Raw genomic sequence first — 24,016 nt, forward strand, 5'->3', positions numbered from 1 at the left:
AACGTAGTAGTTACGTTGAAGCTTTTTTGGTGGGCGCGGGTGGATATCGCGAGCCGCGCTGCTAAAAACAGCCCACCGGGCTGTTTTTGCGCTGTCTTCTGCGACAGCGCCGCAGCTGTTCGAATCCGCCCGCTCAGCCCTGAAAAAGTTTCTACAAAACAGAAAATCCAGCACCCGGTTCGGATGCTGGATCTCTTGGTGGGCGCGGGTGGATTCGAACCACCGAAGCTGAAAAGCAGCAGATTTACAGTCTGTCCCCATTGGCCACTCGGGAACACGCCCAGATTCAATTTTTACAGCCACAGCTGACTGCCTGTATATCTTACCATCTCGCCTCGATTTTGTCAACCGATTTCTGAAAAAGATTTCTATAAAAGTACAACTTTTTCGCAAAACGCTGCGTTTGCATGGTTTTTGTTTTCTTCTCGCAGCCCCATTCCTCTGATCGTATGCCGTTTTTCTCCATGTGTGCGCTTTACCATCATGACCTCTTCAAATCGGTCGCATTTTCCGGGCATTTCACAACGCATACAAAAGCAAAAATCCCACGATACGCTCCGCCATTTCAACGGTATATCGCAGGATTTTTCTTGGAGCTAGTGACAGGAGTTGAACCTGCAACCCACTGATTACAAATCAGTTGCGCTGCCATTGCGCCACACTAGCGAAGACTACCAGAATAGTATACCACCAGCGGGCGGGTTTGGCAAGGCTGATTTTTTGATTTCCGGGTTTGTTTGCGAGCCGGTGTTGCCGCCGCAGGCAGACGGTCTGCTCACTGCGCCGCAAGGGCCTGCTGGATCTTGGCAAAATCCTCCAGCGTCAGAGCTTCGGGGCGGATGCGGGCATCGAACCCGGCCGCTTCAATGGCGGCGATGACCGACTCCTTGGAGCGGCCAAGTCCGCTGGCGATGGCGTTGGCGGCGGTCTTGCGGCGCTGCCCGAAGGCTGCGCGGATAAGGGCAAAGTAGCCGTCCTCATCTTCCACCTGCACTGCGGGGGTGGGGCGGATGTCCATCCGGACCACGGCGCTGGTCACCTTGGGGGCCGGGTAGAAGCTGCCCGGTGCGGCGGTGAACATCATCTTCGACTTTGCATAGTAGCTCACCGCGCAGCTGATGGCGCTGGAAGCGCGGGTACCGGGGGCTGCGGCCAGACGGTCGGCGGCCTCCTTCTGGACCATGACGGTCAGGCTTTCCACAGGCAGGCGGTCGCCCAGCAGCTTCATGACGATGGGGCTGGTGATGTAATAGGGCAGGTTGGCGCAGACAGCCACCGGCATTCCGGGGAACTCCTCCTCGATGAGGGCGCGGAGGTCCACCTTGAGCACATCGTTCATGACCAGCTTGAAGTTGTCCACACCGGCCATCGTCTCCTCCAGCAGGGGCGGCAGGCGCTCGTCCACCTCAATGGAGACGACCTTTGCGGCGCGCCGGGCCAGCTCGCGGGTCAGCACACCGATGCCGGGGCCGATCTCGATGACGCCATAGCGCCGATCCACGCCGCTGGCATCCACGATCTTGAGGGGCAGACCGGGGTTGATGATGAAGTTCTGGCCAAAGCCCTTGGACAGGGCAAAATCATATTTCTCGCACAGGGCGCGGACGTAAGACAGGTCGGTCAGCTCCGGCATAAGTTCCATCCTTTCTTCGGGCAAAAAGGCCTCCGGCAGGAGCGCCGGGGGCCTTTGCGGTATCTGGTTTCGTTTATTCTGCGGTGGAAGAGGCCGTTTCCTCGCTGGAAGCGGCACTTTCGGCAGCGGTCTCACTGGACGCAGCGGCCTCCGAAGAAGCTGCCTCGGCCGCCGCGCTGTCGGCTGCGGTGCTGTCGGAAGCAGCTTCGCTGGAAGCCGCCTCGTTGACACCGCTGACGGTGGTGGTGCCGCTCATCTGCTGCGCCGTGCTGACGGCACGCTGGATCTGCGGGTCGTTCTCAACGGTGTAGTCGTAATACGCGGTCTGCTCATCCGCCGTCAGCGGGCGGTCCACATCCACGCTCAGGCCGGTGCCGTCGAAGCAGCTGCCGTCGCCGCAGATGAGCTTTGCCACGGTGATGACCACGGCACTGCCATCGGAAAGGCGCTGAGGGCTGCTCTGGATGGTGCCCTTACCCATCGTGGTGGTACCCACCAGGCGGGCACCGTTCAGGGTGCGCAGACTGCTGGCGAACAGCTCGGCCGCGCTGGCGGTGTTGCCATTGACCAGGCAGACCATGGGTAGGCTGACATACGAGTCGCCGGTGCTGCTGCCCAGCACGGTGCGGGTGCCGTTCTGATCCTCGGCATAGGCCAGCGTCCCCTCCGGGGCCACGAGGTCGATGCAGCTGAGGGCATCGTCCAGCAGGCCGCCGCCGTTGTCGCGGAGGTCGAAGACCAGGCTCAGAGCATTGTTTGCGCTCAGGCTGCGGATGGCGTAGTCCAGCTCACTGGGAGTAGAGGCATCGAACTGACGGATCTTGATATAACCCACATTGCCCTGCAGCATCTGGAAATCCACCGTTGTGGTCGAGTAGCCGGAATGGGTCAGGTCTACGGTGTGCTCGGTCGCCTCGCTGTCCAGCCAGGTCACATTGACGCTCGTGCCGGACTCGCCGCGCAGGCGGGTCTGAATGACATCCACACTGCTCAGGCTCTTGACATCGGTGCCGTCCACGGCGGTGATGTAGCAGCCCACCGTGATGCCGGCTTCCTTGGCCGGGGATTCGTCGTAGACCTTGGTCACCTTGGCGTAGCCGGACTGGTCTACGGCCAGCTCCACGCCGATGCCCAGCAGGGTGCCGTTCTGGGCGTTCATCAGGTCCGTGTATGCGGAGGCCGTATAATACCGGGCGTATTTGTCGCCGGTGCCCAGCAGATAGCCTGCGGTCAGGCGGTCGTACAGGGTGGTCTCGTCGATCTGGTAATAATCGTTGCTGCGGACGTAGCGGTCCACCTCGGCGATCTTATTGTACATGCTCTCCTTTTCCTTCACGCTGGAAACGGTGCTGTCGAACAGGCGCATCGCCACCAGCATCGTGATGGAAAAGGTCACCGTCATGGCAAGGATCACGATGCTGACCGCCATGCCAACAGAGATTTTGCGATTCATTGTGTGGTTTCCTCCTCGGTCAGACCAGCAGCATCACGACCACGCTGCCCAGCAGAGAAAGGGTGAACACCCCTGCCAGGATCAGGCAGCCCCAGCGCAGGATGCGCTTGCGTTTTTCTTCGTTCATAGGACCGAACGGCCTCCTTTGATACCATCAGGAATTATCTTATAGGAATATAACTTCTAGGATTCACGGCATTGGCCTTGGAACCGCCCTTCCAGACTTCGAGGTGGAGGTGGTTACCGGTGGAGTTGCCGGTGCTGCCCACATAGCCGATGATCTCGCCCTGCTTGACATATTTGCCCGCAGAGGTCGCCACCGAGCGCATGTGGCCGTACAGCGTACTGTACTGGTTGCCATCCGACATCTTGCCGTGGTAGATGATGACATAGTTGCCGTAGCCGCCGCTGGACCAGCCCGCCACCTGCACATAGCCGCTGGCTGCGGCATAGATGGGCGTTCCGGCAGGGGCCGCAAAGTCGGTGCCGGCGTGGAGCTTGTTCACGCCCGTCACCGGGTTCTTGCGCCAGCCGTACTCGCTGGAGATGCGGGTATAGCTCTTGAGCGGGCAGATGAAGCCGGTGAAGCTCAGCTGCGGCTTGGCCGCAGCCGCCTGGGCGATGAGCTTCTGGATCTCCTTCTTGACCGCCTCATAGTTCATCTCATCCGACTCGATGGCCGCCTGTGCATCCTTCTGGGCCTGCTGAGCCTCGGCTGCGCTCATCTTGGCGGCAGCGACGCTGGAGTTCAGCTCCTTCTGCTTTGCGCTCATCTGGTTGTTTTGTGCATCCAGATCTGCCTTTTTGCTCTGCAGGTCTGCCTTCTGCGTCTTCAGCTCGGCTCGCTGCTCTTCGAGCTGGAGCTTGTCGTTTTCCAGCGCTTCCTTCGCGTTGCGCATATTGGTCAGGATCTCGGTATCCTTGACCGAGATGTCCTGCAATGCTTCATTGAAGGTCAACAGCTCATACAGGTTGGTGACCGAGGAGAGCATCGCCACGCTGCCGCCCTCCCGCAGCTCCTGCATGGCGGCCATGTGGCCCTTGAAGGCGCTCCACTGGGCGTCGATCTCGCCCTGCTTGGCGGCGATCTCCTCCTGCTTGGCGGCGATTTCCTGCTCCTTAGCGGCGATCTCCTGCTCCTTGAGGCCGATGCTGTTCTGCACCTGAGCGATCTGCGTTTTGAGCACACTGATCTGCCCCTGGACCACCGTGACCTTTTCCTTCAGTTCGGACTCCAGAGCCTTGGCGGCCTGTTCTTTCTTTTTGGCGTCGGACAGCTCTTTTTTATGCTGCTCGATGGATTGGCTCAGCTTGTTCAGCTTGTTCTGCAGGCTGGACATGCTGGTCGCTGCCGCGGCCGGGTAGACCGAAACGGTCAGCAGCAGGCAGGCCATGGCCAGAAACAGGCTGGCCGCCCGCATCGCGCGGCCGGGGTGGTGGCTGGGTCTTGCGTGGGCGGGGCGGTGATACAGCCGGAACCCGGCCGAATGTTTTGCTTTCATCGCGGTCTCCCCCTTCGCTTACACATTCAGGTGCTTGCGGATGGAGAACATGCTGCCCAGACCGCCGATGAGCGCACCCGCCGCCAGACTGTAGAGCAGGATCGTCTGCCAGACGTTCTCCACCGGAACGAGAGCCGCACCCATGAGCATCTCCCACAGGCCGCCGAATGTGCCGGATACCTGCACGATGTAGTAGTAACCGCCGATACTCGCCGCCGAGGTGATCGCGCCGGAGATAAGACCCATGGTCAAGCCCTCGATGAAGAAGGGCAGCGTGACCATGGCGTTGGTCGCGCCCACATACTTCATGATCTCGACTTCCCGCCGCCGGGCAAAGACGCTCAGGCGGATGGTACTTCCCACCGTGATGATGCTGACCGCCATCAGGACGAGGATGATGATCTGCCCGCCCTTGGTCACGGCCCGCTGGATCTCCACGAAGGTGTGCGTCATCTCCACCGGTGCCGAGACACTGTACACGCCGGGGATGGTCTGGAAGGTCTGGCTGATGGAAGCCATCTGGCTGAGGTCGCTCAGCGAGACCCGGTAGTTGGCTTTGAAGGGGTTGTCGTTTTCAAATTCGTCCAGCAGGGAGGCATAATCCGACAGGAAGCCTTTGTAGGCATTCAGGGTGTCCTGCTTGGACATGAACTGCACCCCGCTGACGCCGGGGGTAGAGGCGATGCGCTCCCCCACAGCGGCGGTGGCGGCATCGTCGGCCTCCGGGTCCACGAAAACGACCATCTCGTTCTGCTGGCCCAGATAGTTGACCATGCTGTCCACATTGACCTCGGCCAGGTTTGCAAAGGTATTCAGCGTCATGCAGACGCTCAGAGAGGCGATGCAGGCAATGGTCATGGCCCAGTGCTTGCCCAGGTTGCGCACACCGCGCCGGGTCAGGAATGCAAAGGTGGAAGGTTTCATACCAGTGCCTCCTTTCCGGTCTCCAGTGTAATCTCGCCGGTCTCCTCCAGGCTGTCCAGCGGCAGCGCCAGATCCGGCTCTGCCTCCCGGTCGGCCGGGATGTCGGAGACGATGCGGCCATCCTTCAGGGTCACGACCCGCCGGTGGAAGCGGTGGACCAGCTCGTGTTCGTGGGTGACGACCAGCACGGTGATGCCCATGCCGCTCACCCGCTCCAGAAGTTCCATCATCTCAAGGCTCAGTTCGGGGTCGATGTTGCCGGTAGGCTCGTCCGCGATGACGAGCTTGGGCGCATGCGCCAGTGCGCGGGCCACGGCCACGCGCTGCTGCTCACCGCCGGAGAGGAACTCCGGGTAGACGTTGGCCTTGTCTTCCAGATGGACCAGCTCCAGCATGTAAGGCACACGCTCCTTGATCTGCCTGCGGCCGATGTTGGTCACGTGCATGGCGAACGCGATGTTCTCATAGACCGTCATGGTGGGGATGAGGCGGAAGTCCTGGAAGATGATGCCCATCTGACGGCGCAGATAGGGGATCTTGTGGCGGCGGACCTTCGCAACATCCTTGCCGTTCACCAGGACACGGCCCTGGCTGGCCTTCTCTTCCCGGAGGATGAGCTTGAGCAGGGTGGATTTGCCTGCACCGGAGTGGCCCAGCAGGAAGACGAACTCGCCGTCGTCCACATGGAAGTTGATGTCCTCCAGCGCGGGCTTCGTGCCCTTTTTATATTGCTTGGAAACATGTTCAAAATCAATCATCAGTTTAGTTGCTCCTGACGTAGTTATTTGGTCAGTACCCAAAAAGAACCGGCCAGCATCGGTTGCGAGCGGCCGGTTCCAGCGCCGGCGGCTTTGTGCCGCACAGCGAACATCAATATTTGGCCGGGTTGTTGGACAGGTACTTCTTGACCATCAATGCTACCTTGAAGACGATAGCGTCGTCGAACTCACGCAGGTCCAGGCCGGTCAGCTTTTTGATCTTTTCCAGACGATACACCAGCGTATTGCGGTGGACGAACAGGCCGCGGCTGGTCTCAGAGACGTTCAGGTTGTTCTCGAAGAAGCGCTGGATGGTGAACAGCGTCTCCTGATCCAGGCTCTCGATGCTGCCCTGCTTGAACACCTCGCGCAGGAACATCTCGCACACGGTGGTGGGCAGCTGGTAGATCAGGCGGGCGATGCCGAGGTTGTCGTAGCGGATGATCTGCTTCTCGGTATCGAAGACCTTGCTCACCTCCATGGCGATCTGGGCTTCCTTAAAGGAGGTGGCCAGATCCTTCACATTGGAGATGGGAGTGCCGATGCCCACGACTGCCTTGATGTAATGCTCGCCGGACAGGGTATCCACGATGCTGGCCGCCAGCTTTTCCATATCGGTGCGGTCGATGCCCTTGCGGATCTCCTTGACCAGAACGGTGTCGGTCTCGCTGATGTTGAAGACGAAGTCCTTCTGCTTATCGGGGAACAGGCTGCTGACGACATCGTAAGCGGAGATATCGCCGCCGCTGGTCACGCGCACGATGAACACGACGCGGGAAACGTCGGTGGCAAAGTGCAGCTCTCTGGCCTTGGCGTAGATATCGCCGGGCAGGATGTTGTCCAGCACCACATTCTTGATGAAGTTGGACTTGTCGAACTTTTCATCGTGATACTGCTTGATGCTCTGCAGGCTGATGGACAGCACCGCCGCAAACTGACCGGCGGTCTCGTCCGCGCCCTCCACGAAGACAGCGTAGTCGTTGTGCTTGGCGCTGGAGAACTGCTGATAGGTGTAGCCATCCCGCACAAAACGGTCGCCCGCTGTCAGGCGCTCCGCCATAAAGCCTTCGCGCACTTCTCCGATCAGGTTCAGCTCCGAGCAGGAGATCACTGCACCGGTCTCATCCACCACGCCGACCACACGGTCGATTGCGTCTTTCATCTGGTAGATCACGCTCTGGAATACTCTATTGGCCATAAATGGATACCCCTTTTCCTCTTTTGTGCAAGCCGCAGGGGCGAGATTGTGATTTTTAACAATTTCGCCGCATTACATTATCTATTTTACACAAAAGAATTTACTTTTGCAACATATTTCACCAAAAAATTTTTATTTTTCTTGTTGAAATTATCTTTCAGGGGTCTGACACGGCCTAAAAAGCGCCTTTTTGCGTGGTTCTTATCTGTATTTTACCGGGAAATTGTGATGTTTTTTTGAAAATGGGGTGAAAAGCCGACCCCTTCAGCCGGTAATTTCTGCCACTTCAGCGTCCGAAAGCTCCCGCCACTGCCCCGGCGCAAGGGCCGCATCCAGCGCAAGGCCGCCGATGGCGTCCCGGTGCAGGGCGTTGACCCCCGCGCCGTAAACGCCGAACATCCGCTTGATCTGGTGGTAGACCCCCTGTTTGAGCAGCACCCGCACCGTCAGGCCGTCGGGCGTCATGGCCTCCACCTCGGCGGGGGAAAGCGCTGTGCCGTCCGCCAGGGTGACACCCGCCGCAAAGCCCGCTTTCATTTCAGCGGTCAGCGGCGTGTCCAGCGTGACGGTGTAGGTCTTGGAGACATGGCGCTTCGGGGCCAGGATGTCGTGGGCAAAGCCGCCGTCATCCGTCAGCAGCACGAAGCCGGTGCTGGTCTTGTCCAGCCGCCCGGCCGGGAACAGTTCCCGCCGGGGGTAGGCGTCGCCCAGCAGGTCCACAACGGTGGTATCCCGCTTATCGATGGAGGCACTGACCACACCTTCGGGCTTGTTCAGCATGATGTAGACGAACTTCTGGTACGCCAGCGGTCTCCCTTCCACGGCCACCACATCCGTCTCCCGGAGCTGGGTGTCCCCTTTTTTGCAGAGCGTGCCGTTCACGGTCACCTTTCCCTTTTGCAGCAGCGTTTTCGCCTCGCTCCGGGTGCACTGGGCCGTCTCGGCCAGATATTTATCCAATCGCATGGGTTCTCCTTGTGATAGCAAAGCTGCGCCCTGCCAAAACAGCAAGGCGCAGCAAATCTTATTCCACGCTTCTTCGCGCAGTCTTCCATTTTGCCGGAAGGCGGCAGAACAGCCCGCCTGCTTTTACACGCTCAACGAAGCATGCTGCTCGATCGCATCGGGGTTGGCGTCAAAGATGGGCTTGAGGATGTGGGCGATGAACTCCTCCACCTGCTGGGGAGCGCGGCCCACAAAGTTTTCGGGCACCAGACCGGCCACGATCTCCTCTTTGGTCAGGCCAAAGGCAGGGTCTGCGGCGATGCGGTCCACCATATCGTTGGGCAGGCCCTCTTCCTTGACCTGCTTGCCCGCGGCAATGGCATGCTGGCGCAGGCGCTCGTGCAGCTCCTGACGGTTTCCGCCCTTTTCCACGGCCTGCATCATGATGTTCTCGCTGGCCATGAAGGACAGCTCCGCCATCAGACGGCTGCGGACGACCTTGGGGTAGACCACGATGCCGTCGGTGACGTTCAGCATGATGTTCAGGATAGCGTCTGCCGCCAGGAAGCCCTCGGCCATGGCAACGCGCTTGTTGGCGCTGTCGTCGAGGGTGCGCTCGAACCACTGGGTGCCGGTAGTGAAGCTGGGGTTCAGCACGTCCACCATCAGATAGCGGCTCAGTGCGCAGATGCGCTCGCAGCGCATGGGGTTGCGCTTGTACGGCATGGCAGAGGAACCGATCTGGTTCTTCTCGAACGGCTCTTCCATCTCCTTGAAGTTGGCCAGCAGGCGCAGGTCGGTGGCGAACTTCATGCAGCTCTGGGCAATGCCGGCCAGCGCGTTGAGGATGAAGGAATCCACCTTGCGGCTGTAAGTCTGGCCGGAGACCGGGATGACGGCTTCGGAGTCGAAGCCCATCTCCTCGGCAATGGAAGCATCCACGGCACGGATCTTATCCGCGTCGCCCTTGAACAGCTCCATAAAGGAAGCCTGGGTGCCGGTGGTGCCCTTGACGCCGCGCAGCTGCAGCACAGCCAGACGATGGTCGATCTCCTGCAGGTCCATCACCAGCTCATTGGCCCACAGGGTCGCGCGCTTGCCCACGGTGGTGGGCTGAGCGGGCTGGCAGTGGGTGTAGGCCATGCAGGGCATGTCCTTGTACTCCTCGGCAAAACGGGCCAGCTTGGCCAGTACACCGATGAGCTTTTTGCGGATGAGCTCCAGACCCTGACGCATCACGATAATGTCGGTGTTGTCGCCGACGTAGCAGCTGGTCGCACCCAGATGGATGATGCCTGCCGCCTTGGGGCACTGCTGGCCGTAGGCGTAGACATGGCTCATGACGTCGTGGCGGACCAGCTTCTCGCGGGCAATGGCGACATCGTAGTTGATATCGTCCACATGGGCTTCCAGCTCCTCCACCATTTCGGGTGTGATGTTGGTCAGGCCCTGCTTCATCTCTGCGCGGGCCAGCGCCACCCACAGACGGCGCCAGGTGCGGAACTTGTTGTCATCCGAGAAGATGTACTGCATCTCATCGGAGGAGTAACGGGTGGAAAACGGGCTGATATAGCGGTCATGCTGAGACATTAAGGTTTCCTCCTGAAAACAACTCCCTCAGTCACGCTTCACGTGCCAGCTCCCTCAACGAGGGAGCCTTTTGGCCCCCTCCCAGAGGGGGCTGTCGCCGCAGGCGGCTGGGGGAGTTTTCTTATATCATACCATCAAATCTTGAAATAGTCTACGCCGCCCTCAAAGATCGGCTGGTACTTATCACCCGTGACGTTCTTGTACAGGTACTCGCCGCTGCGCTCGGAGTGGCCCATCTTGCCGAAGACACGGCCATCCGGGCTGGTGATGCCCTCGATGGCGAGGAGCGAGCCGTTGGGGTTGTAGCGCTGATCCATGGTGGGCTGGCCGTCCAGATCCACATACTGCGTGGCGACCTGGCCGTTCCGGACCAGCTCGTCCAGCACGTTCTGCGGAGCCACAAAGCGGCCCTCGCCGTGGCTGATGGCCACGGTGTGCTCATCGCCCACAGCACAGTTGCTCAGCCAGGGGCTGCCGGTGGAGGCAATGCGGGTGCGGACCAGCATGCTCTGATGGCGGCCGATGGTGTTGAAGGTCAGGGTCGGGTCATAGCTTGTGATGGGGCGGATATCGCCGTAGGGCACCAGACCCAGCTTGATGAGGGCCTGGAAGCCGTTGCAGATGCCCAGCATCAGGCCGTCGCGCTTCTGCAGCAGCTCACGCACTGCCTCGGTGACAGCGGGGTTGCGGAAGAAGGAGGCGATGAACTTGGCACTGCCGTCCGGCTCGTCGCCGCCGGAGAAGCCGCCCGGCAGCATGACGATCTGGCTCTCGCCGATGGCCTTGACCAGTGCTTCACAGCTGGCGGTGACGTCCGCCGGGGTCAGGTTGCGGATGACCAGGATCTCCGGGTCGGCACCGGCGCGCGCAAAGGCATGGGCGGTGTCGTACTCGCAGTTGGTGCCGGGGAAGACCGGGATGATGACCTTCGGCTTGGCCACGCCGATCTTGGGCGCAGCGGCGGGAGCTTCCAGTTGGCCGTTGATCTTGTCCACATTGGCACCGGCCTTGCGGTAGGGGTAGACCGGCTCCAGCTTGGACTCCCAGATCTCCTGCAGCTCGGCCATATCCAGCGTTTCGCCGCAGCACTCGAAGGTGTAGTCCTTGGTGGTCTCGCCCAGCAGCTCACCGGCAGGCGAATCGGACACCATTTCCAGCACGATGGAGCCATACATGGGCGCAAACATCTCCGCCGTGGTCTTGTCGGCCATCATCTTGAAGCCGATGCGGTTGCCCAGACCCATCTTGAACAGAGCCTCAGCCAGACCGCCGTAGCCCACCGAGCAGGCAGCTGCGACCATGCCCTCTTCGATGAGCTGCTCGACCATCTTGTAGTTGGCCTTCAGCGAGAAGAAGTTGGGGCAGCCGGTCTCCGGGTCCAGAATGGGCCGCACCAGCACGACGGTGCTTTCCGGCTTCTTGAACTCGGTCGAGATCACCCGGCCGGCCTTGCCGATGGCCGTCGCGAAGGAGACGAGCGTGGGCGGCACATCCAGCTGCTCAAAAGAGCCGGACATGCTGTCCTTGCCGCCGATGGAGGCGATGCCAAGGCCCATCTGGGCATCCAGTGCGCCCAGCAGAGCGGCCAGCGGCTTGCCCCAGCGCTCCGGCTTGGAGCCCAGGCGCTCGAAGTATTCCTGGAAGGTCAGGTAGGCATCCTCATAGCGGAAGCCGGAGGCGACCAGCTTGGTCACGCTCTCGACCACCGCCATCCGGGCACCCACATACTGGTTGGCGCTCATCAGGTAGGGGTTGTAGCCCCATGCCATACCGGAGCAGGTGGTGGTCTCGCCGTCCACGGGCAGCTTTGCCACCATGGCGTTCTGCGGGGTCAGCTGGTGTGCGCCGCCGAAGGGCATCAGGACGGTGGCGGCACCGATGGTGGAGTCGAACCGCTCGGACAGGCCCTTCTTGCTGCACACGTTCAGGTCGCCCACCATGTTCTTCATCTTCTGGGCGAAGGTGATGCCGGACCACTGGGGCTGCCAAACGGTGCCCTGCTCCACATGGACGTTCTGGTGCTTCTCTGCACCGTTGGAGTTCAGGAACTCGCGGCTGATGTTGACGATGGACACCCCGTTCCACACCATGTTCAGGCGCTTTTCCTCGGTGACTTTGGCCACGGGAGTTGCTTCGAGGTTCTCCTCGGTGGCGATGGCGATAAACTTATCCACATCCTCCGGGGCAAGGGCCACGGCCATGCGCTCCTGGCTCTCGCTGATGGCCAGCTCGGTGCCGTCCAGACCGTCATACTTCTTGGTGACCTTGTTCAGGTCGATGTACAGGCCGTCGGCCAGCTCGCCGATGGCAACGGAAACGCCGCCCGCACCAAAGTCGTTGCAGCGCTTGATCATCTTGCAGGCGTCCTCGCGGCGGAACAGACGCTGGAGCTTGCGCTCGATGGGGGCATTGCCCTTCTGGACCTCGGCACCGCAGTGGTCGAGGCTGCCCAGATTGTGGGCCTTGGAAGAGCCGGTGGCACCGCCGATGCCGTCGCGGCCGGTGCGGCCGCCCAGCAGGACGATGACGTCGCCGGGAGCCGGGCACTCGCGGCGGACGTGGGAAGCGGGGGTCGCGCCCACGACGGCGCCGATCTCCATCCGCTTGGCCACATAGCCGGGGTGGTAGATCTCATCGACCTGGCCGGTGGCAAGGCCGATCTGGTTGCCGTAGGAAGAGTAACCGGCGGCAGCGGTCGTCACCAGCTTGCGCTGGGGCAGCTTGCCGGGCAGCGTCTCGCTGACGGGCTTGAGCGGGTCGCCCGCACCGGTCACGCGCATGGCCTGATAGACGTAGCTGCGGCCGGACAGCGGGTCGCGGATGGCACCGCCGATGCAGGTGGCTGCGCCGCCGAACGGCTCGATCTCAGTGGGGTGGTTGTGGGTCTCGTTCTTGAAGAGGAACAGCCAGTCCTCATCTTTGCCGTTGACGTCGCACTTGATCTTGACGGTGCAGGCGTTGATCTCCTCGGACTCGTCGAGGTTCTTCAGGATGCCCTGCTTCTTCAGCTCCTTGGCACCGATGGTGGCCAGGTCCATCATGCAGCGGGGCTTCTTGGTGCGGCCCAGATCCTCGCGCATGGCCATGTAGCGGTCAAAGGCCTCCTGCACCACAGCATCGTCGATCTGCACATCGTCCAGAATGGTGCCGAAGGTGGTGTGGCGGCAGTGGTCAGACCAGTAGGTGTCGATCATCCGGATCTCGGTGATGGTGGGGTCCCGATGCTCACCACGGAAATAGTCCTGGCAGAACCGGATATCGCCCAGGTCCATGGCCAGACCCTTTTCCTCGATGAACTTCTTCAGGCCCTCTTCGTCCAACTCGTTGAAGCCGTCCAGCACCGCCACGGAGCTGGGGATGGGGTACTCCATCTTCAGGGTATCCTTCTTTTCCAGGCTTGCCTCGCGGGCCTCCACCGGGTTGATGACATACTTCTTGATCTCCTCCACCTGCTCCTCGGTCAGGCTGCCCTGCAGCAGATAGACGCGGGCCGAGCGGACGAGCGGGCGCTCGCCCTGGCTGATGAGCTGGATGCACTCAGCAGCCGAGTCGGCGCGCTGGTCGAACTGGCCGGGCAGATACTCCACAGCAAAGGACACACCCTCAAACTGAGGCAGCGCGTCGTAGGTGTCATCCACCGGCGGCTCGCTGAACACGGTGGATGCACACTGCTGGAACAGTGCCTCGTCGATGCCCTCCACGTCGTAGCGGTTGAGCAGGCGCAGACCGGTCAGGTCGGACACGCCCAGCAGCGACACCAGTTCATTCTTCAGGCCCTCGGCTTCCACGTCGAAGCCGGGTTTCTTTTCCACATAGATACGATATACCATAGGAATTTATCCTCTCTTTCAGTGACTCACCCTCTCCGTCAGCGCTGACGCGCTGCCACCTCTCCCAAAGGGCGAGGCATTGGCAGGACGGTCTTGAAACTGCTGGATGAATCACGCTTTATTTAACCCAAACGTTCGGGCTCCGCGACAGAGGTCAGCAACTGCTGCCAATCGGGACAGGGCCCCGCTGCATGAGAGCCACCGGCGACAACGCGCAGACCTGCCCGATATGCCAATGGCTCTCCCTCCGGGAGAGCTGGCGCGCAAGCGCCTGAGAGGGCTTACCCTTCTGCGATCGCCTTCAGGGCCCGCAGACCGATATCCGTCCGCTTGTGCAGCTTTTCGAAGGAGATCTTCTCGGCTGCCGCATAAGCCTGGGTGACGGCGGCGGTCAGCCGGGGTGCCGTAGCGGTGACGCCCAGCACACGGCCTCCGTTGGTGACGAGGGTGCCATCCTCGGTGATGGCCGTGCCGGAGTGGTAGACGGTGATGTTCTCCTCCCCTGCCAGCTGGCCGTTAGTCAGGCCGGAGATGGGCTTGCCCTTTTCATACTGGACGGGATAGCCGCCGGAAGCCAGGATGACACAGGCGGCGGCACCGTCGGAGAACCGGACCTCGGTGTCGGCCAGTGTACCATTGGTGCAGGCCGTCATGATCTGCAGCAGGTCGCTCTCCAGCAGCGGCAGCACGACCTGCGTTTCCGGATCGCCGAAGCGGCAGTTGTACTCGATGACCTTCGGGCCGTCCGGGGTGAGCATGAGGCCGAAGTAGAGGCAGCCCTTGAAGGGGCAGCCCTCGGCGTTCATGGCCCGGATGGTGGGCAGGAAAATCTTCTCCATGCACTCGGCAGCGATGGCCGGGGTGTAGTAGGGGTTCGGGGCCACGGTGCCCATGCCGCCGGTGTTCAGGCCGGTATCGTGGTCGTTGGCCCGCTTGTGGTCCATGCTGGACACCATGGGCTTGACCACCTTGCCGTCGGTGAAGCTCAGCACACTGACCTCCGGGCCGGTGAGAAACTCTTCGACCACGACATGGTTGCCGGAAGCGCCGAACTTCTTGTCCAGCATGATCTCCTTCACGCCGTCGGCGGCCTGCTGCTCGTTCTCACAAATGAGCACACCCTTGCCCAGAGCCAGACCATCTGCCTTGATGACGACGGGATACTTGCCCTCGGCCCGGATGTAGTCCATGACCTTAGCCGGGTCGTCAAACGTCTCATACCTGGCGGTGGGGATGCCGTATTTCTTCATCAGGTCTTTGGAGAAGACCTTGGAAGCCTCGATGCGGGCCGCTGCCTTGTCCGGGCCAAAGGCCGGGATGCCGACCGCCGCCAGCGCATCGACCATGCCCAAAGCCAGCGGGTCGTCCTGCGCGACGACGACGTAATCGAACTGTTCCTCCGCTGCAAACGCGACCATGGTGTTCACATCGGTGGCCTTGATGTTCTTGCACTTGGCGTCATAGCTGATGCCGCCGTTGCCGGGTGCGCACCAGATCTCGCCGCAGTCCGGGCTCTTCTTCAATGCCTTGATGATGGCGTGCTCACGTCCGCCGCCGCCAACGACTAATATTTTTTTAGCCATATTCTATCTCCTAAACTCTCGTGTTCCATCCACATCCTCCCCTCTCCGTCATCGCTCACGCGATGCCACCTCCCCCAAAGTGTGAGGCACTGGCGAGTCGGTTCTGGCCCTGCTGACTGCCTGGGTTCGACCCGCCATAAAGATGTGGGTCTTGCCGCTCAGGCAAGCTGCTGCTTTTCGAAGCAGCGGAGCCCAATAGCTTCCGGAACATCGGGCCTTATCTGTCCAGCATTCTCTCTATCGTCCTGCCAAAGGCTCCCACTTTGGGGGAGCTGGCGCGAAGCGCCTGAGAGGGTCAGTGATGGAACAGCCGGATGCCGCAGAAGGCCATCGCGATGTCGTACTTGTTGCAGGTGTCGATGACCTGCTGGTCGCGGATGGAGCCGCCGGGCTGGACGATGGCGGTCACGCCGGAACGGCGGGCGCGCTCGATGTTGTCGCCAAACGGGAAGAACGCATCCGAGCCCAGCGAAACGCCGGTGACATGGCGCAGATACTCCTTCTTTTCCTCGGCGGTCAGCGGAGCAGGCTGCTCGGTGAAGGTCTCGGCCCAGACATCGTCGCCGATGACATCTTCGGGCGTATCGCCGATGTAGACATCAATGGCATTGTCGCGGTTGGGCTTGGAGACATCATCACGGAAGGGCAGGTTCAGCACCTTGTCCATGTGGCGCAGCTGCCAGTTGTCGGCCTTCTGGCCCGCCAGACGGGTGCAGTGGATGCGGCTCTGCTGGCCGGCACCCACGCCGATGGTCTGGCCGTTGTAGGTATAGCAGACGCTGTTGGACTGGGTGTATTTCAGGGTGATGAGAGCGATGACGAGGTCGCGCTTCTGCTCCTCCGAGACGGTCTTGTTCTCGGTGACCCAGTTGGTCAACATGGTGTCGGCGTTGATGACAAGCTCGTTGCGGCCCTGCTCGAAGGTGATGCCGTACACCTGCTTGTGCTCCACCGGGGCGGGCTTATACTCCGGGTCGATGGCGACCACGTTGTAGTTGCCCTTCTTCTTGCCGGACAGGATGGCCAGAGCCTCCGGCTCGTAGCCCGGTGCGATGATGCCGTCGGACACTTCGTGCTGGATGAGCTTTGCGGTGGGCACGTCGCAGACATCCGACAGGGCGATCCAGTCACCGAAGGAGGACATCCGGTCCGCACCGCGGGCGCGGGCATAGGCGCAGGCCAGCGGAGACAGCTCAAGATCCGGGGCGATGTGGTACATCTTCCGCTCCACCTCGGTCAGGGGCAGGCCCAGGGCCGCACCGGCCGGGGAAACATGCTTGAAGGATGCCGCTGCGGGCTGGCCGCAGGCCGCTTTCAGCTCCTGGACCAGCTGGATGGAGTTGAGCGCATCCAGAAAATTGATGTAGCCGGGCTTGCCGTTCAGAACGGTCACGGGCAGGTCGGAGCCATCTTCCATATAAATGCGGCTGGGCTTCTGGTTGGGGTTGCAGCCGTACTTCAGTGCCAGTTCGTTCATCCGTACTTCCTCCTTATTCTGCGCTTTCTGCGGCCAGAGCTTCCAGCTCTTCGGGCAGCAGGGCGGGTTCTTCGGGGTCTTCCTCGTCGTCGTACACGGCGTCGTATTTGTTGAAGATCATGTCGCCGGTCTCGCCGGTATCCAGGTCGATGACGCGGGCAAACAGGCTGACCTTATTGTCGGGGTTCAGGTTCTGCCACAGGCCGTGGGCAAAATCGCCGATGGTGCGGGGGCAGGCAAAGCGGAGCGGCTCGCCCTCAAAGCTGGGGATGGGGGCACCGTTGTGCTTGTAGGTGCTGATGAAGTGGCCCTCGCCTGCAACGGGCTGCGGATAATCGAAGAAATAGCGCTGGACGCTCTCGCCGTTGCCGTCGGCAGACTTCAAAATGCTCATCTGATAGCTGCCGTCCTCATACACCACAGCGGAGATGCGGGGGGTGTAGTTGGGGCCGTCCGGCTCAAAGGTGCGGGTGCGCAGGGCATCTGCAAAGCTCTTTCCCCGGCTCATGAGGTCGTAGATGGTATCGGTCTGGTCGCCGTTGGTCACGATCTGGGTCTTGCCCAGGGTCAGCACGGGGTTGTAGATGATGAGGCTGGGGTCTTCCAGCTTATCGGGGTCTGCGGCCACGGTGCAGATGCCGCCCCGCTCCGGGATGGGGTCAAACACGCGGTTGCGGCTGTTCTCGCTGCGGCCCATGATAAAATAGCCGATGAACATCTGGCGGCCATCCGGAGCCATGGCCACTGCGATGCCGCGGCCGGGATACTCGTTGGAGGCCAGATATTCGTTCAGGTCGATCTTTTCCATACTGTTCTCCTTTATTGAGACCCTCTCCGTCTCGCTTCGCTCGCCAGCTCCCCCGATGGGGGAGCTTTTAGCAGTTCTTGCAAACTTCATCTTTCTGCCAAGACCTCGCCCTTCGGGAGAGGTGGCATTGCGCCAGCAAGGACGGAGAGGGTTCTTTTACTGAATCTCTCCGCTGCACACCATGGCCACAGCCCTGGGCAGCAGCTTCCACTCGGCCTGCTCCATCACCCGCTTCTGCAGCACTTCGGGGGTGTCGCCGGGCAGGATGTCCACGGCCTTCTGCAACAGGATGGGCCCGCCGTCGCACTCCTCATTGACGAAGTGGACGGTCGCACCGGTCACCTTGCAGCCGCGGGCCAGCGCCGCCTCGTGGGGGCGCAGGCCATACATGCCGGGCCCGCAGAAGGACGGAATGAGGGCCGGGTGGACGTTCAGGATGCGGCGCGGGTAGGCCGCAATGACGCTGGGCCCCAGCACGGACAGGAATCCGGCCAGCACCACGAGGTCGATGTGGTGGCTTTTCAATGTATCCAGCAGAGCGGCGTCGAACTCTTCGCTGTTCGGGTAATCCTTGCGGCGGACGACGCAGCCCTCCACCCCAGCTTTCGCGGCCCGTTCCAGCGCATAGACGCCGGGCTTGGAGGCCACGACGAGGGTGATTTTGCCGTTGGGGTTCTCTCCACGGGCTTCGCTGTCCAGCAGGGCCTGCAGATTGGTGCCGCCGCCGGACACTAACACGGCGATGTTCAGCACAGTTCGACCCCCTCGCCCTCTGCGATGACGCCCAGCCGATAGGCTTCCGGCTCACCGTTTGCGTGGAGGATGGCCAGCGCCTTGTCAGCCTGCTCCGCGGGGACGGTCAGCACCATGCCGACGCCCATGTTGAAGGTGTTGAACATATCGTGCTCGGAGATGCTGCCCACCTTCTCCATCAGGTGGAAGAGCGCCGGGGTGCGGACGTCCGCCTTGCGGATGCGGGCGCAGCAGCCCTTCTTCAGGCTGCGGGGGATATTCTCATAGAAGCCGCCGCCGGTGATGTGGGAGATGCCCTTGACATCCACCTCTTCCAGCACCTTGAGCACCGGCTTGACGTAGATCTTAGTGGGGGCCAGCAGTGCCTCGCCCAGCGTCTTGCCGCCCAGCTCTGCGGGAGCCGTCTTCAGGACATCGGGGTCGTTGTCGATATCAAAGATCTTGCGCACCAGCGAGAAACCGTTGGAGTGCACACCCGTGGAGGGCAGGGCCAGGATGACATCGCCGGGCTTCATGGTCTCGTTGCTCAGGATCTTCTCCTTGTCCACGACGCCCACGGTGAAACCGGCCAGGTCGTACTCGTCCTCCGGCATCATGCCCGGATGCTCGGCCGTCTCGCCGCCCACCAGAGAGCAGTCGGCCTGGACGCAGCCCTCGGCCACGCCCTTGACGATCTCTGCGATCTTCTCCGGGATGTTGCGGCCGCAGGCGATGTAGTCCAGAAAGACCAGCGGCTTGGCACCGGCGCAGATGACGTCGTTGACGCACATGGCCACGCAGTCGATGCCGATGGTGTCATGCTTGTTCAGGAGCATGGCCAGCTTCAGCTTGGTGCCGACGCCGTCGGTGCCGGAGATGAGGACCGGGTGCTTGTAACCGGTGCAGTCCAGCTCAAACAGGCCGCCGAATCCGCCCAGACCGCCGATGCAGTGCTCGTTCATGGTGCGGGCGACATACTGCTTCATCAGTTCAACGGAACGATAACCGGCGGTGATATCCACACCGGCTGCTGCGTAGCTTTCCGAATAGCTCTTTTCCATGGTCTTACTCTCCTAACTTTTTTGCGTCCTTGGGACGGTCGTTCAGGTGGCGTTCATGAATATCGGTCGAAAGCACCTCGTCGGGCTTGACGGCATATTCTCCGGTGAAGCAGGCGGTGCAGAAGCCGCATGAAGCGTTCTTTGCCAGCCGGACCACATGGTCTGTGGACAGGTAGCCCAGCGTATCCGCGCCGATGACCTCATTGATCTGCTCCACGGTGCGGCCGGTGGCAACCAGCAGCTTCTGGTCCGGAATGTCGGTGCCGAAATAGCAGGGATATTTGAAGGGCGGGGCCGATACGCGGAAGTGGACCTCCGCTGCACCGGCGTCCCGCAGCAGCTTGATGATGCGGGCAGAGGTGGTGCCGCGCACGATGGAGTCATCCACCAGCACGACCCGCTTGCCCTTGACGGTGCTGGACACGACGTTCAGCTTGATGCGCACACTGTTCTCGCGCTGCTTCTGGCTGCCCTGGATAAAGGTGCGGCCAATGTATTTGTTCTTGATGAAGCCGATGCCGTAGGGGATGCCGCTCTCCTCGGAGTAGCCGAGGGCGGCGTCGAGGCCGGAGTCCGGCACACCGATGACCACATCGGCCTCCACGGGGTGCTCCTGCGCCAGGAAGCGGCCTGCCTGCTTGCGGGCCTCGTGGACCGAGCTGCCCTCGATGATGCTGTCCGGGCGGGAGAAGTAGATGTACTCGAAGACGCACATCTGGGTGTCCTTCCGGCCGCAGTGATCCTTGATGCTGCGCAGCTCGCCGGTGCGGGTGTCGGCCACGACGATCTCGCCGGGCTCCACATCCCGCAGAAGCGAAGCACCGGCCGCATCCAGCGCACAGCTCTCGCTGGCGAAGACGTAGCCGCCGCCGGGCAGCGTACCGATGCACAGAGGCCGGTAGCCGCGCGGGTCACGCACCGCGATGAGCTTGGTGGCCGACATTATGACGAGGCTGTAAGCTCCTTCCAGCACATCCATCGTCTTGCTGATGGCCGTCTCGATGCTGCCCATCCGCAGCCGGTTGCGGGTGACGAGGTAGCAGATGACCTCGGTATCGGAGGAGCCGTGGAAGATGGCACCCTCGTTTTCCAGCTGGCGGCGAAGCTCCAGCGCGTTGGTCAGGTTGCCGTTGTGGCACAGGGCCATCGTGCCCCGGCCATGCCGGACGATCATGGGCTGGGCGTTGGCCCGCACCCGGCTCCCGGCGGTGGCATAGCGGACATGGCCGGTGGCCATGTGGGCCGTGGGGCTGGACACCGACGCCAGCACCGCCGGGGTGAACACCTCGTTCACCAGGCCGAGATCCCGGTGGCCGGTGATGACGCCATCGTCGTTGACGGCGATGCCGCAGCTCTCCTGGCCGCGGTGCTGCAAAGCGTACAGAGCCGAGTAGGCTGCGGCTGCCACATCCTCGGTCCCAGCACGGTCATAGATGCCGAACACACCGCACTCTTCATGCAGCGGATATGCAAAATCAGACATTAAAGTTCCTCAATTTCTTTCTGAAGTTTCTGTTCCTTGGCCGCGATCTGCTGCGCCATGGCAGCGCGCTCAGCGTCCAGCTTCCCGGCCAGCGCATCGTCGCTGAGGGCCAGGATCTCCGCCGCCAGCCAGGCGGCGTTCTTGGCACCGTTCAGCGCCACGGTGGCCACCGGGATGCCGCTGGGCATCTGCACCGTGGCCAGCAGTGCGTCCATGCCATCCATTGCGCCGCCCTTCATCGGGATGCCGATGACCGGCAGCGTGGTGTTGGCCGCAAAGGCACCGGCCAGATGGGCCGCCATGCCGGCGGCGCACAGGATGACGCCGAAGCCGTTGGCCTTCGCGTTCCGGGCAAACTCTGCCGCCTCCGCCGGGGTGCGGTGCGCCGACAGGATATGCGCCTCGAACGGGATGTCCAGCGCCTTGAGCTGGGCGCAGGCCCCCTTCACCACCGGCCAATCGCTGTCCGAACCCATGATCACAGCAACTTTACGAATCATATTTCCGAGCCTCTCTTTCTCTCTTTCCAGACTCCGTGCAAACAAAAAAGGCTGTGATGCAGCTACACCACGGCCTTTTGATCCTACGGTCTGTGCAGAACACGCCCGCATGAGGTTACACGGATGCCCTGGTATCCAGTCGCACACAGACGGCGAATGGTTCCAAGCAGCAGTTCCAGCATTCCGTATTCCTCCAAATTCTCTGCGGGGATTCCCTGTTCCATCCTCTGGAACGGTGCGCTCTGCGCCGCACCGTCCTTCTGATACATACAGTTTACGGCAAAAAATCCGCTTTGCAAAGGGTGTTTGGGCAAATTCTCCCTTGTGTTCTCTTGCTCCAAAAAACTTTCAAAAGTTTTGTGCAGTTTCGACACTCATTTTCTTTTTAAGTATGACTTATTTGTGGAATATATTTTAGGGGGGGGACAAACCCTCTCAGTCTCGCTTGCGCTCGACAGCTCTCCCAAAGGGAGAGCCACTGGCGAGCCGGTTTTGGCTCTACTGACCGCGCAGGCTCATCCTGCCGGAAGGCGACGGGCCTCGCTGTTCAGGCTGGCAGCTGCTGCCAATGAGAACAAGGCCCTGCTGCGTGGGAGCCGTAAGGCGACAACGTGCAAACCTGCCCGGTCTGCCAATGGCTCCCCCTATGGGGGAGCTGCCGCCACAGGCGGCTGAGAGGGTTTCTTAAAAAATAATCCGCGCCGTCGTGGCCCGTGCCGCCTTGATGAGGTCGGCCGGTGCGCAGCAGACCTGCGTACCGATGCGGCCGCCGGAGACATAGACCTTCTCCTGCGCGAGAACGCTCTCGTCGAACACGGTGGTGTACTGCTTTTTCATGCCCACCGGGCTGCAGCCGCCGCGCACATAGCCGGTGACTTTGTTGATGTCGGCCACATGGATCATGGCGACGCTCTTTTCGCCCACGCTACGGGCCGCTGCCTTCAGGTCCAGCTCCGCCGCCACCGGGATGACAAAGACGAAATAATTCCGGCTGGCCCCCTGCGTCACCAGTGTCTTGTACACGCAGGCCGGGTCCTCGCCCAGGCTCTGGGCCACATGGATGCCGTCCACGGCCACGCCCTCCTCGTGGGGATACTCATGCGCCGTATAGGCCACCTTGGCCCGCTCCAAAATCCGCATCGCGTTGGTTTTTGCTTCTTTTCCCATACTCTATCGTCCTTTTTGTTTTCTGTACTCTATCATTCAGAGGAACCCCGTTTTTGTACAGCCTCTCCGTCTCGCTTGCGCTCGACAGCTCTCCTGGTAGGAGAGGTGGCAATGCGTAGCATGGACGGAGAGGTTGTACGAAGGATTCCTTCCCGTCTATTCTACCACTTTTCCCAAAAAATATCAAAAAGCCTCTTGACTTCAGGAAACTGAAGTGATATGATAAGCTCACGCTTCAGGAAACTGAAGTTTGATAAAACAAGCCGCGGCAACGGAGCCGGTCTCCTGTGCCGTTCCCAAAACCGTGTGAGAAGGTAAAGGAGATACCACCATGATCATCGTACTGAAACAGAACGCCCCCGACGCACAGGTCCACGAATTCTGCCGCGAGCTGGAGGGCATGGGCCTGCAGATCAACGACTCCAAGGGCAGCGACACCCACATCCTCGGCCTCATCGGCGACACCAAAGCCATTGCCGAGAGCTGGGTGCTGGCCAACCCCGTCGTCGAGACCTGCCGCCGCGTATCCGAGCCCTACAAGAAGGCCAACCGCAAGTTCCACCCGGACGACAGCATCATCGACGTGAACGGCGTGAAGATCGGCGGCGGCAATTTCGCGGTCATCGCAGGCCCGTGCAGCATTGAGAGCGAAGAGCAGATCACCTACTGCGCCCAGCGCGTGAAGGACGCCGGTGCTTCCCTGCTGCGCGGCGGCGCGTTCAAGCCCCGCACCTCTCCGTACTCCTTCCAGGGGATGCGGAGCGAAGGTCTGGACCTGCTCAAGCTGGCCCGCCGCGCCACCGGTGCCCCCATCGTCACCGAGATCATGAACACCGAGCATCTGCCCCTGTTCGAGAACGTGGACCTCATTCAGGTCGGTGCCCGCAACATGCAGAACTTTGAGCTGCTCAAGGCCGTGGGCCGCCAGAAAAAGCCCGTCCTGCTCAAGCGCGGTCTTGCCAACACGCTGGAAGAGTTCGTGATGAGCGCCGAGTACATCATGGCCGAGGGCAACGAGAACGTCATTCTCTGCGAGCGCGGCATCCGCACCTTTGAGACCAGTATGCGCAACACGCTGGATCTGGCCGGTGTGGTCATGCTCCACAAGATGACCCACCTGCCGGTCATCGTAGACCCCAGCCACGCCTGCGGCCACGCCTGGATGGTGCCGGAGCTGGCCAAGGCTGCCGTAGCAGCCGGGGCCGACGGCCTGATGATCGAGGTCCACAACAACCCCGCCAAGGCCAAGTGCGACGGTGCCCAGAGCCTGACCCCCGACCAGTTCGATGAGCTGATGCAGTTCATCAACAAAGAGGTCGAGTTCTTCGGCAAAAAAATGAACTGAACGGTTTGAAAAAGCGCTCTTTTCGCA

At 61.2% G+C, this 24,016-nt stretch carries 18 protein-coding genes and 2 tRNA genes; 1 reads left to right on the forward strand and 19 read right to left on the reverse strand.

All coding sequences use genetic code 11. The annotated features are described in order from the left end of the window. Positions 1 to 196 precede the first annotated feature (196 nt). From I5P96_RS10145 to ybaK, 19 genes are all read right to left on the reverse strand, one after another. Positions 197 to 282: transfer RNA gene (locus tag I5P96_RS10145), tRNA-Tyr, on the reverse strand. Between the two features lie 309 nt (positions 283 to 591). Then, positions 592 to 666 (reverse strand) — tRNA-Thr (locus tag I5P96_RS10150). Positions 667 to 775: 109 nt separating this feature from the next. Then, positions 776 to 1,633, reverse strand: a complete 858-nt coding sequence (rsmA, locus tag I5P96_RS10155; protein WP_097792659.1) for a 16S rRNA (adenine(1518)-N(6)/adenine(1519)-N(6))-dimethyltransferase RsmA — start codon at positions 1,631 to 1,633, stop codon at positions 776 to 778. 73 nt (positions 1,634 to 1,706) lie between these two features. Beyond that, entirely contained in the window at positions 1,707 to 3,086 is a 1,380-nt protein-coding gene (locus I5P96_RS10160) for a S41 family peptidase (RefSeq protein WP_223381940.1), read from the reverse strand. Between the two features lie 161 nt (positions 3,087 to 3,247). After that, the gene (locus I5P96_RS10165) at positions 3,248 to 4,588 is read right to left on the reverse strand and encodes a murein hydrolase activator EnvC family protein (protein WP_223381941.1); all 1,341 of its coding nucleotides are present in this window, start codon (positions 4,586 to 4,588) and stop codon (positions 3,248 to 3,250) included. 18 nt (positions 4,589 to 4,606) lie between these two features. Further along, a complete protein-coding gene (locus I5P96_RS10170; protein ID WP_223381943.1) occupies positions 4,607 to 5,512 on the reverse strand; it encodes a cell division protein FtsX in 906 nt (301 codons plus the stop codon). After that, positions 5,509 to 6,270 carry a cell division ATP-binding protein FtsE gene (gene ftsE / locus I5P96_RS10175; RefSeq protein WP_097792662.1) on the reverse strand — a complete coding sequence of 254 codons (762 nt, stop codon included), beginning with the start codon at positions 6,268 to 6,270 and terminating at the stop codon, positions 5,509 to 5,511. Before ftsE ends, I5P96_RS10170 begins: the two co-directional genes overlap by 4 nt. A 112-nt stretch (positions 6,271 to 6,382) precedes the next feature. Beyond that, the gene (locus I5P96_RS10180; protein WP_055189472.1) at positions 6,383 to 7,468 is read right to left on the reverse strand and encodes a PucR family transcriptional regulator; all 1,086 of its coding nucleotides are present in this window, start codon (positions 7,466 to 7,468) and stop codon (positions 6,383 to 6,385) included. Between the two features lie 264 nt (positions 7,469 to 7,732). Then, on the reverse strand, positions 7,733 to 8,434 hold the full coding sequence (locus I5P96_RS10185) for a pseudouridine synthase (RefSeq protein ID WP_223381945.1): 702 nt from the start codon (positions 8,432 to 8,434) through the stop codon (positions 7,733 to 7,735). 123 nt (positions 8,435 to 8,557) lie between these two features. Continuing rightward, on the reverse strand, positions 8,558 to 10,003 hold the full coding sequence (gene purB, locus I5P96_RS10190; RefSeq protein WP_223381947.1) for an adenylosuccinate lyase: 1,446 nt from the start codon (positions 10,001 to 10,003) through the stop codon (positions 8,558 to 8,560). 134 nt (positions 10,004 to 10,137) lie between these two features. After that, complete coding sequence (locus tag I5P96_RS10195) at positions 10,138 to 13,833, reverse strand: phosphoribosylformylglycinamidine synthase (RefSeq protein WP_223381949.1); 3,696 nt, start codon at positions 13,831 to 13,833, stop codon at positions 10,138 to 10,140. Between the two features lie 281 nt (positions 13,834 to 14,114). Further along, complete coding sequence (gene purD / locus I5P96_RS10200; RefSeq protein WP_223381951.1) at positions 14,115 to 15,416, reverse strand: phosphoribosylamine--glycine ligase; 1,302 nt, start codon at positions 15,414 to 15,416, stop codon at positions 14,115 to 14,117. Between the two features lie 295 nt (positions 15,417 to 15,711). Beyond that, complete coding sequence (locus tag I5P96_RS10205) at positions 15,712 to 16,893, reverse strand: phosphoribosylaminoimidazolecarboxamide formyltransferase (protein ID WP_097792667.1); 1,182 nt, start codon at positions 16,891 to 16,893, stop codon at positions 15,712 to 15,714. A gap of 13 nt (positions 16,894 to 16,906) precedes the next feature. Beyond that, positions 16,907 to 17,701, reverse strand: a complete 795-nt coding sequence (locus tag I5P96_RS10210) for an IMP cyclohydrolase (protein WP_097792668.1) — start codon at positions 17,699 to 17,701, stop codon at positions 16,907 to 16,909. A gap of 156 nt (positions 17,702 to 17,857) precedes the next feature. After that, positions 17,858 to 18,454, reverse strand: a complete 597-nt coding sequence (gene purN, locus I5P96_RS10215) for a phosphoribosylglycinamide formyltransferase (RefSeq protein WP_097792669.1) — start codon at positions 18,452 to 18,454, stop codon at positions 17,858 to 17,860. Further along, positions 18,448 to 19,494 carry a phosphoribosylformylglycinamidine cyclo-ligase gene (gene purM / locus I5P96_RS10220; RefSeq protein ID WP_223381953.1) on the reverse strand — a complete coding sequence of 349 codons (1,047 nt, stop codon included), beginning with the start codon at positions 19,492 to 19,494 and terminating at the stop codon, positions 18,448 to 18,450. The genes purN and purM overlap by 7 nt, the downstream gene beginning before the upstream one ends. A 4-nt stretch (positions 19,495 to 19,498) precedes the next feature. After that, positions 19,499 to 20,977: an amidophosphoribosyltransferase gene (purF, locus tag I5P96_RS10225; protein WP_097792671.1), complete on the reverse strand. Its 1,479-nt coding sequence runs from the start codon at positions 20,975 to 20,977 to the stop codon at positions 19,499 to 19,501. Beyond that, positions 20,977 to 21,477, reverse strand: coding sequence for a 5-(carboxyamino)imidazole ribonucleotide mutase (gene purE / locus I5P96_RS10230; protein ID WP_223381955.1), 501 nt, complete (start codon positions 21,475 to 21,477; stop codon positions 20,977 to 20,979). The genes purF and purE overlap by 1 nt, the downstream gene beginning before the upstream one ends. Before the next feature lie 684 nt (positions 21,478 to 22,161). Further along, a complete protein-coding gene (gene ybaK / locus I5P96_RS10235; RefSeq protein WP_118551669.1) occupies positions 22,162 to 22,644 on the reverse strand; it encodes a Cys-tRNA(Pro) deacylase in 483 nt (160 codons plus the stop codon). A 331-nt stretch (positions 22,645 to 22,975) separates the two neighbouring features. Here ybaK and aroF point away from each other — a divergent pair, with 331 nt between their 5' ends. Further along, positions 22,976 to 23,989 (forward strand): 3-deoxy-7-phosphoheptulonate synthase, encoded by a 1,014-nt coding sequence (gene aroF / locus I5P96_RS10240; RefSeq protein WP_097792675.1) that lies wholly within the window; start codon positions 22,976 to 22,978, stop codon positions 23,987 to 23,989. Positions 23,990 to 24,016 lie beyond the last annotated feature (27 nt).

The organism is Faecalibacterium prausnitzii, from assembly GCF_019967995.1.
In the GTDB taxonomy this organism is placed as follows: domain Bacteria; phylum Bacillota; class Clostridia; order Oscillospirales; family Ruminococcaceae; genus Faecalibacterium; species Faecalibacterium prausnitzii_E.

Excerpts from the sequence above, each read along its gene's own strand:
- rsmA (WP_097792659.1), bottom strand. The coding sequence starts at position 1,633 with ATGCCGGAGCTGACCGACCTGTCTTACGTCCGCGCCCTGTGCGAGAAA.
- I5P96_RS10160 (WP_223381940.1), bottom strand. The coding sequence starts at position 3,086 with ATGAATCGCAAAATCTCTGTTGGCATGGCGGTCAGCATCGTGATCCTT.
- I5P96_RS10165 (WP_223381941.1), bottom strand. The coding sequence starts at position 4,588 with ATGAAAGCAAAACATTCGGCCGGGTTCCGGCTGTATCACCGCCCCGCC.
- I5P96_RS10170 (WP_223381943.1), bottom strand. The coding sequence starts at position 5,512 with ATGAAACCTTCCACCTTTGCATTCCTGACCCGGCGCGGTGTGCGCAAC.
- ftsE (WP_097792662.1), bottom strand. The coding sequence starts at position 6,270 with ATGATTGATTTTGAACATGTTTCCAAGCAATATAAAAAGGGCACGAAG.
- I5P96_RS10180 (WP_055189472.1), bottom strand. The coding sequence starts at position 7,468 with ATGGCCAATAGAGTATTCCAGAGCGTGATCTACCAGATGAAAGACGCA.
- I5P96_RS10185 (WP_223381945.1), bottom strand. The coding sequence starts at position 8,434 with ATGCGATTGGATAAATATCTGGCCGAGACGGCCCAGTGCACCCGGAGC.
- purB (WP_223381947.1), bottom strand. The coding sequence starts at position 10,003 with ATGTCTCAGCATGACCGCTATATCAGCCCGTTTTCCACCCGTTACTCC.
- I5P96_RS10195 (WP_223381949.1), bottom strand. The coding sequence starts at position 13,833 with ATGGTATATCGTATCTATGTGGAAAAGAAACCCGGCTTCGACGTGGAA.
- purD (WP_223381951.1), bottom strand. The coding sequence starts at position 15,416 with ATGGCTAAAAAAATATTAGTCGTTGGCGGCGGCGGACGTGAGCACGCC.
- I5P96_RS10205 (WP_097792667.1), bottom strand. The coding sequence starts at position 16,893 with ATGAACGAACTGGCACTGAAGTACGGCTGCAACCCCAACCAGAAGCCC.
- I5P96_RS10210 (WP_097792668.1), bottom strand. The coding sequence starts at position 17,701 with ATGGAAAAGATCGACCTGAACGAATATCTGGCCTCCAACGAGTATCCC.
- purM (WP_223381953.1), bottom strand. The coding sequence starts at position 19,494 with ATGGAAAAGAGCTATTCGGAAAGCTACGCAGCAGCCGGTGTGGATATC.
- purF (WP_097792671.1), bottom strand. The coding sequence starts at position 20,977 with ATGTCTGATTTTGCATATCCGCTGCATGAAGAGTGCGGTGTGTTCGGC.
- purE (WP_223381955.1), bottom strand. The coding sequence starts at position 21,477 with ATGATTCGTAAAGTTGCTGTGATCATGGGTTCGGACAGCGATTGGCCG.
- ybaK (WP_118551669.1), bottom strand. The coding sequence starts at position 22,644 with ATGGGAAAAGAAGCAAAAACCAACGCGATGCGGATTTTGGAGCGGGCC.
- aroF (WP_097792675.1), top strand. The coding sequence starts at position 22,976 with ATGATCATCGTACTGAAACAGAACGCCCCCGACGCACAGGTCCACGAA.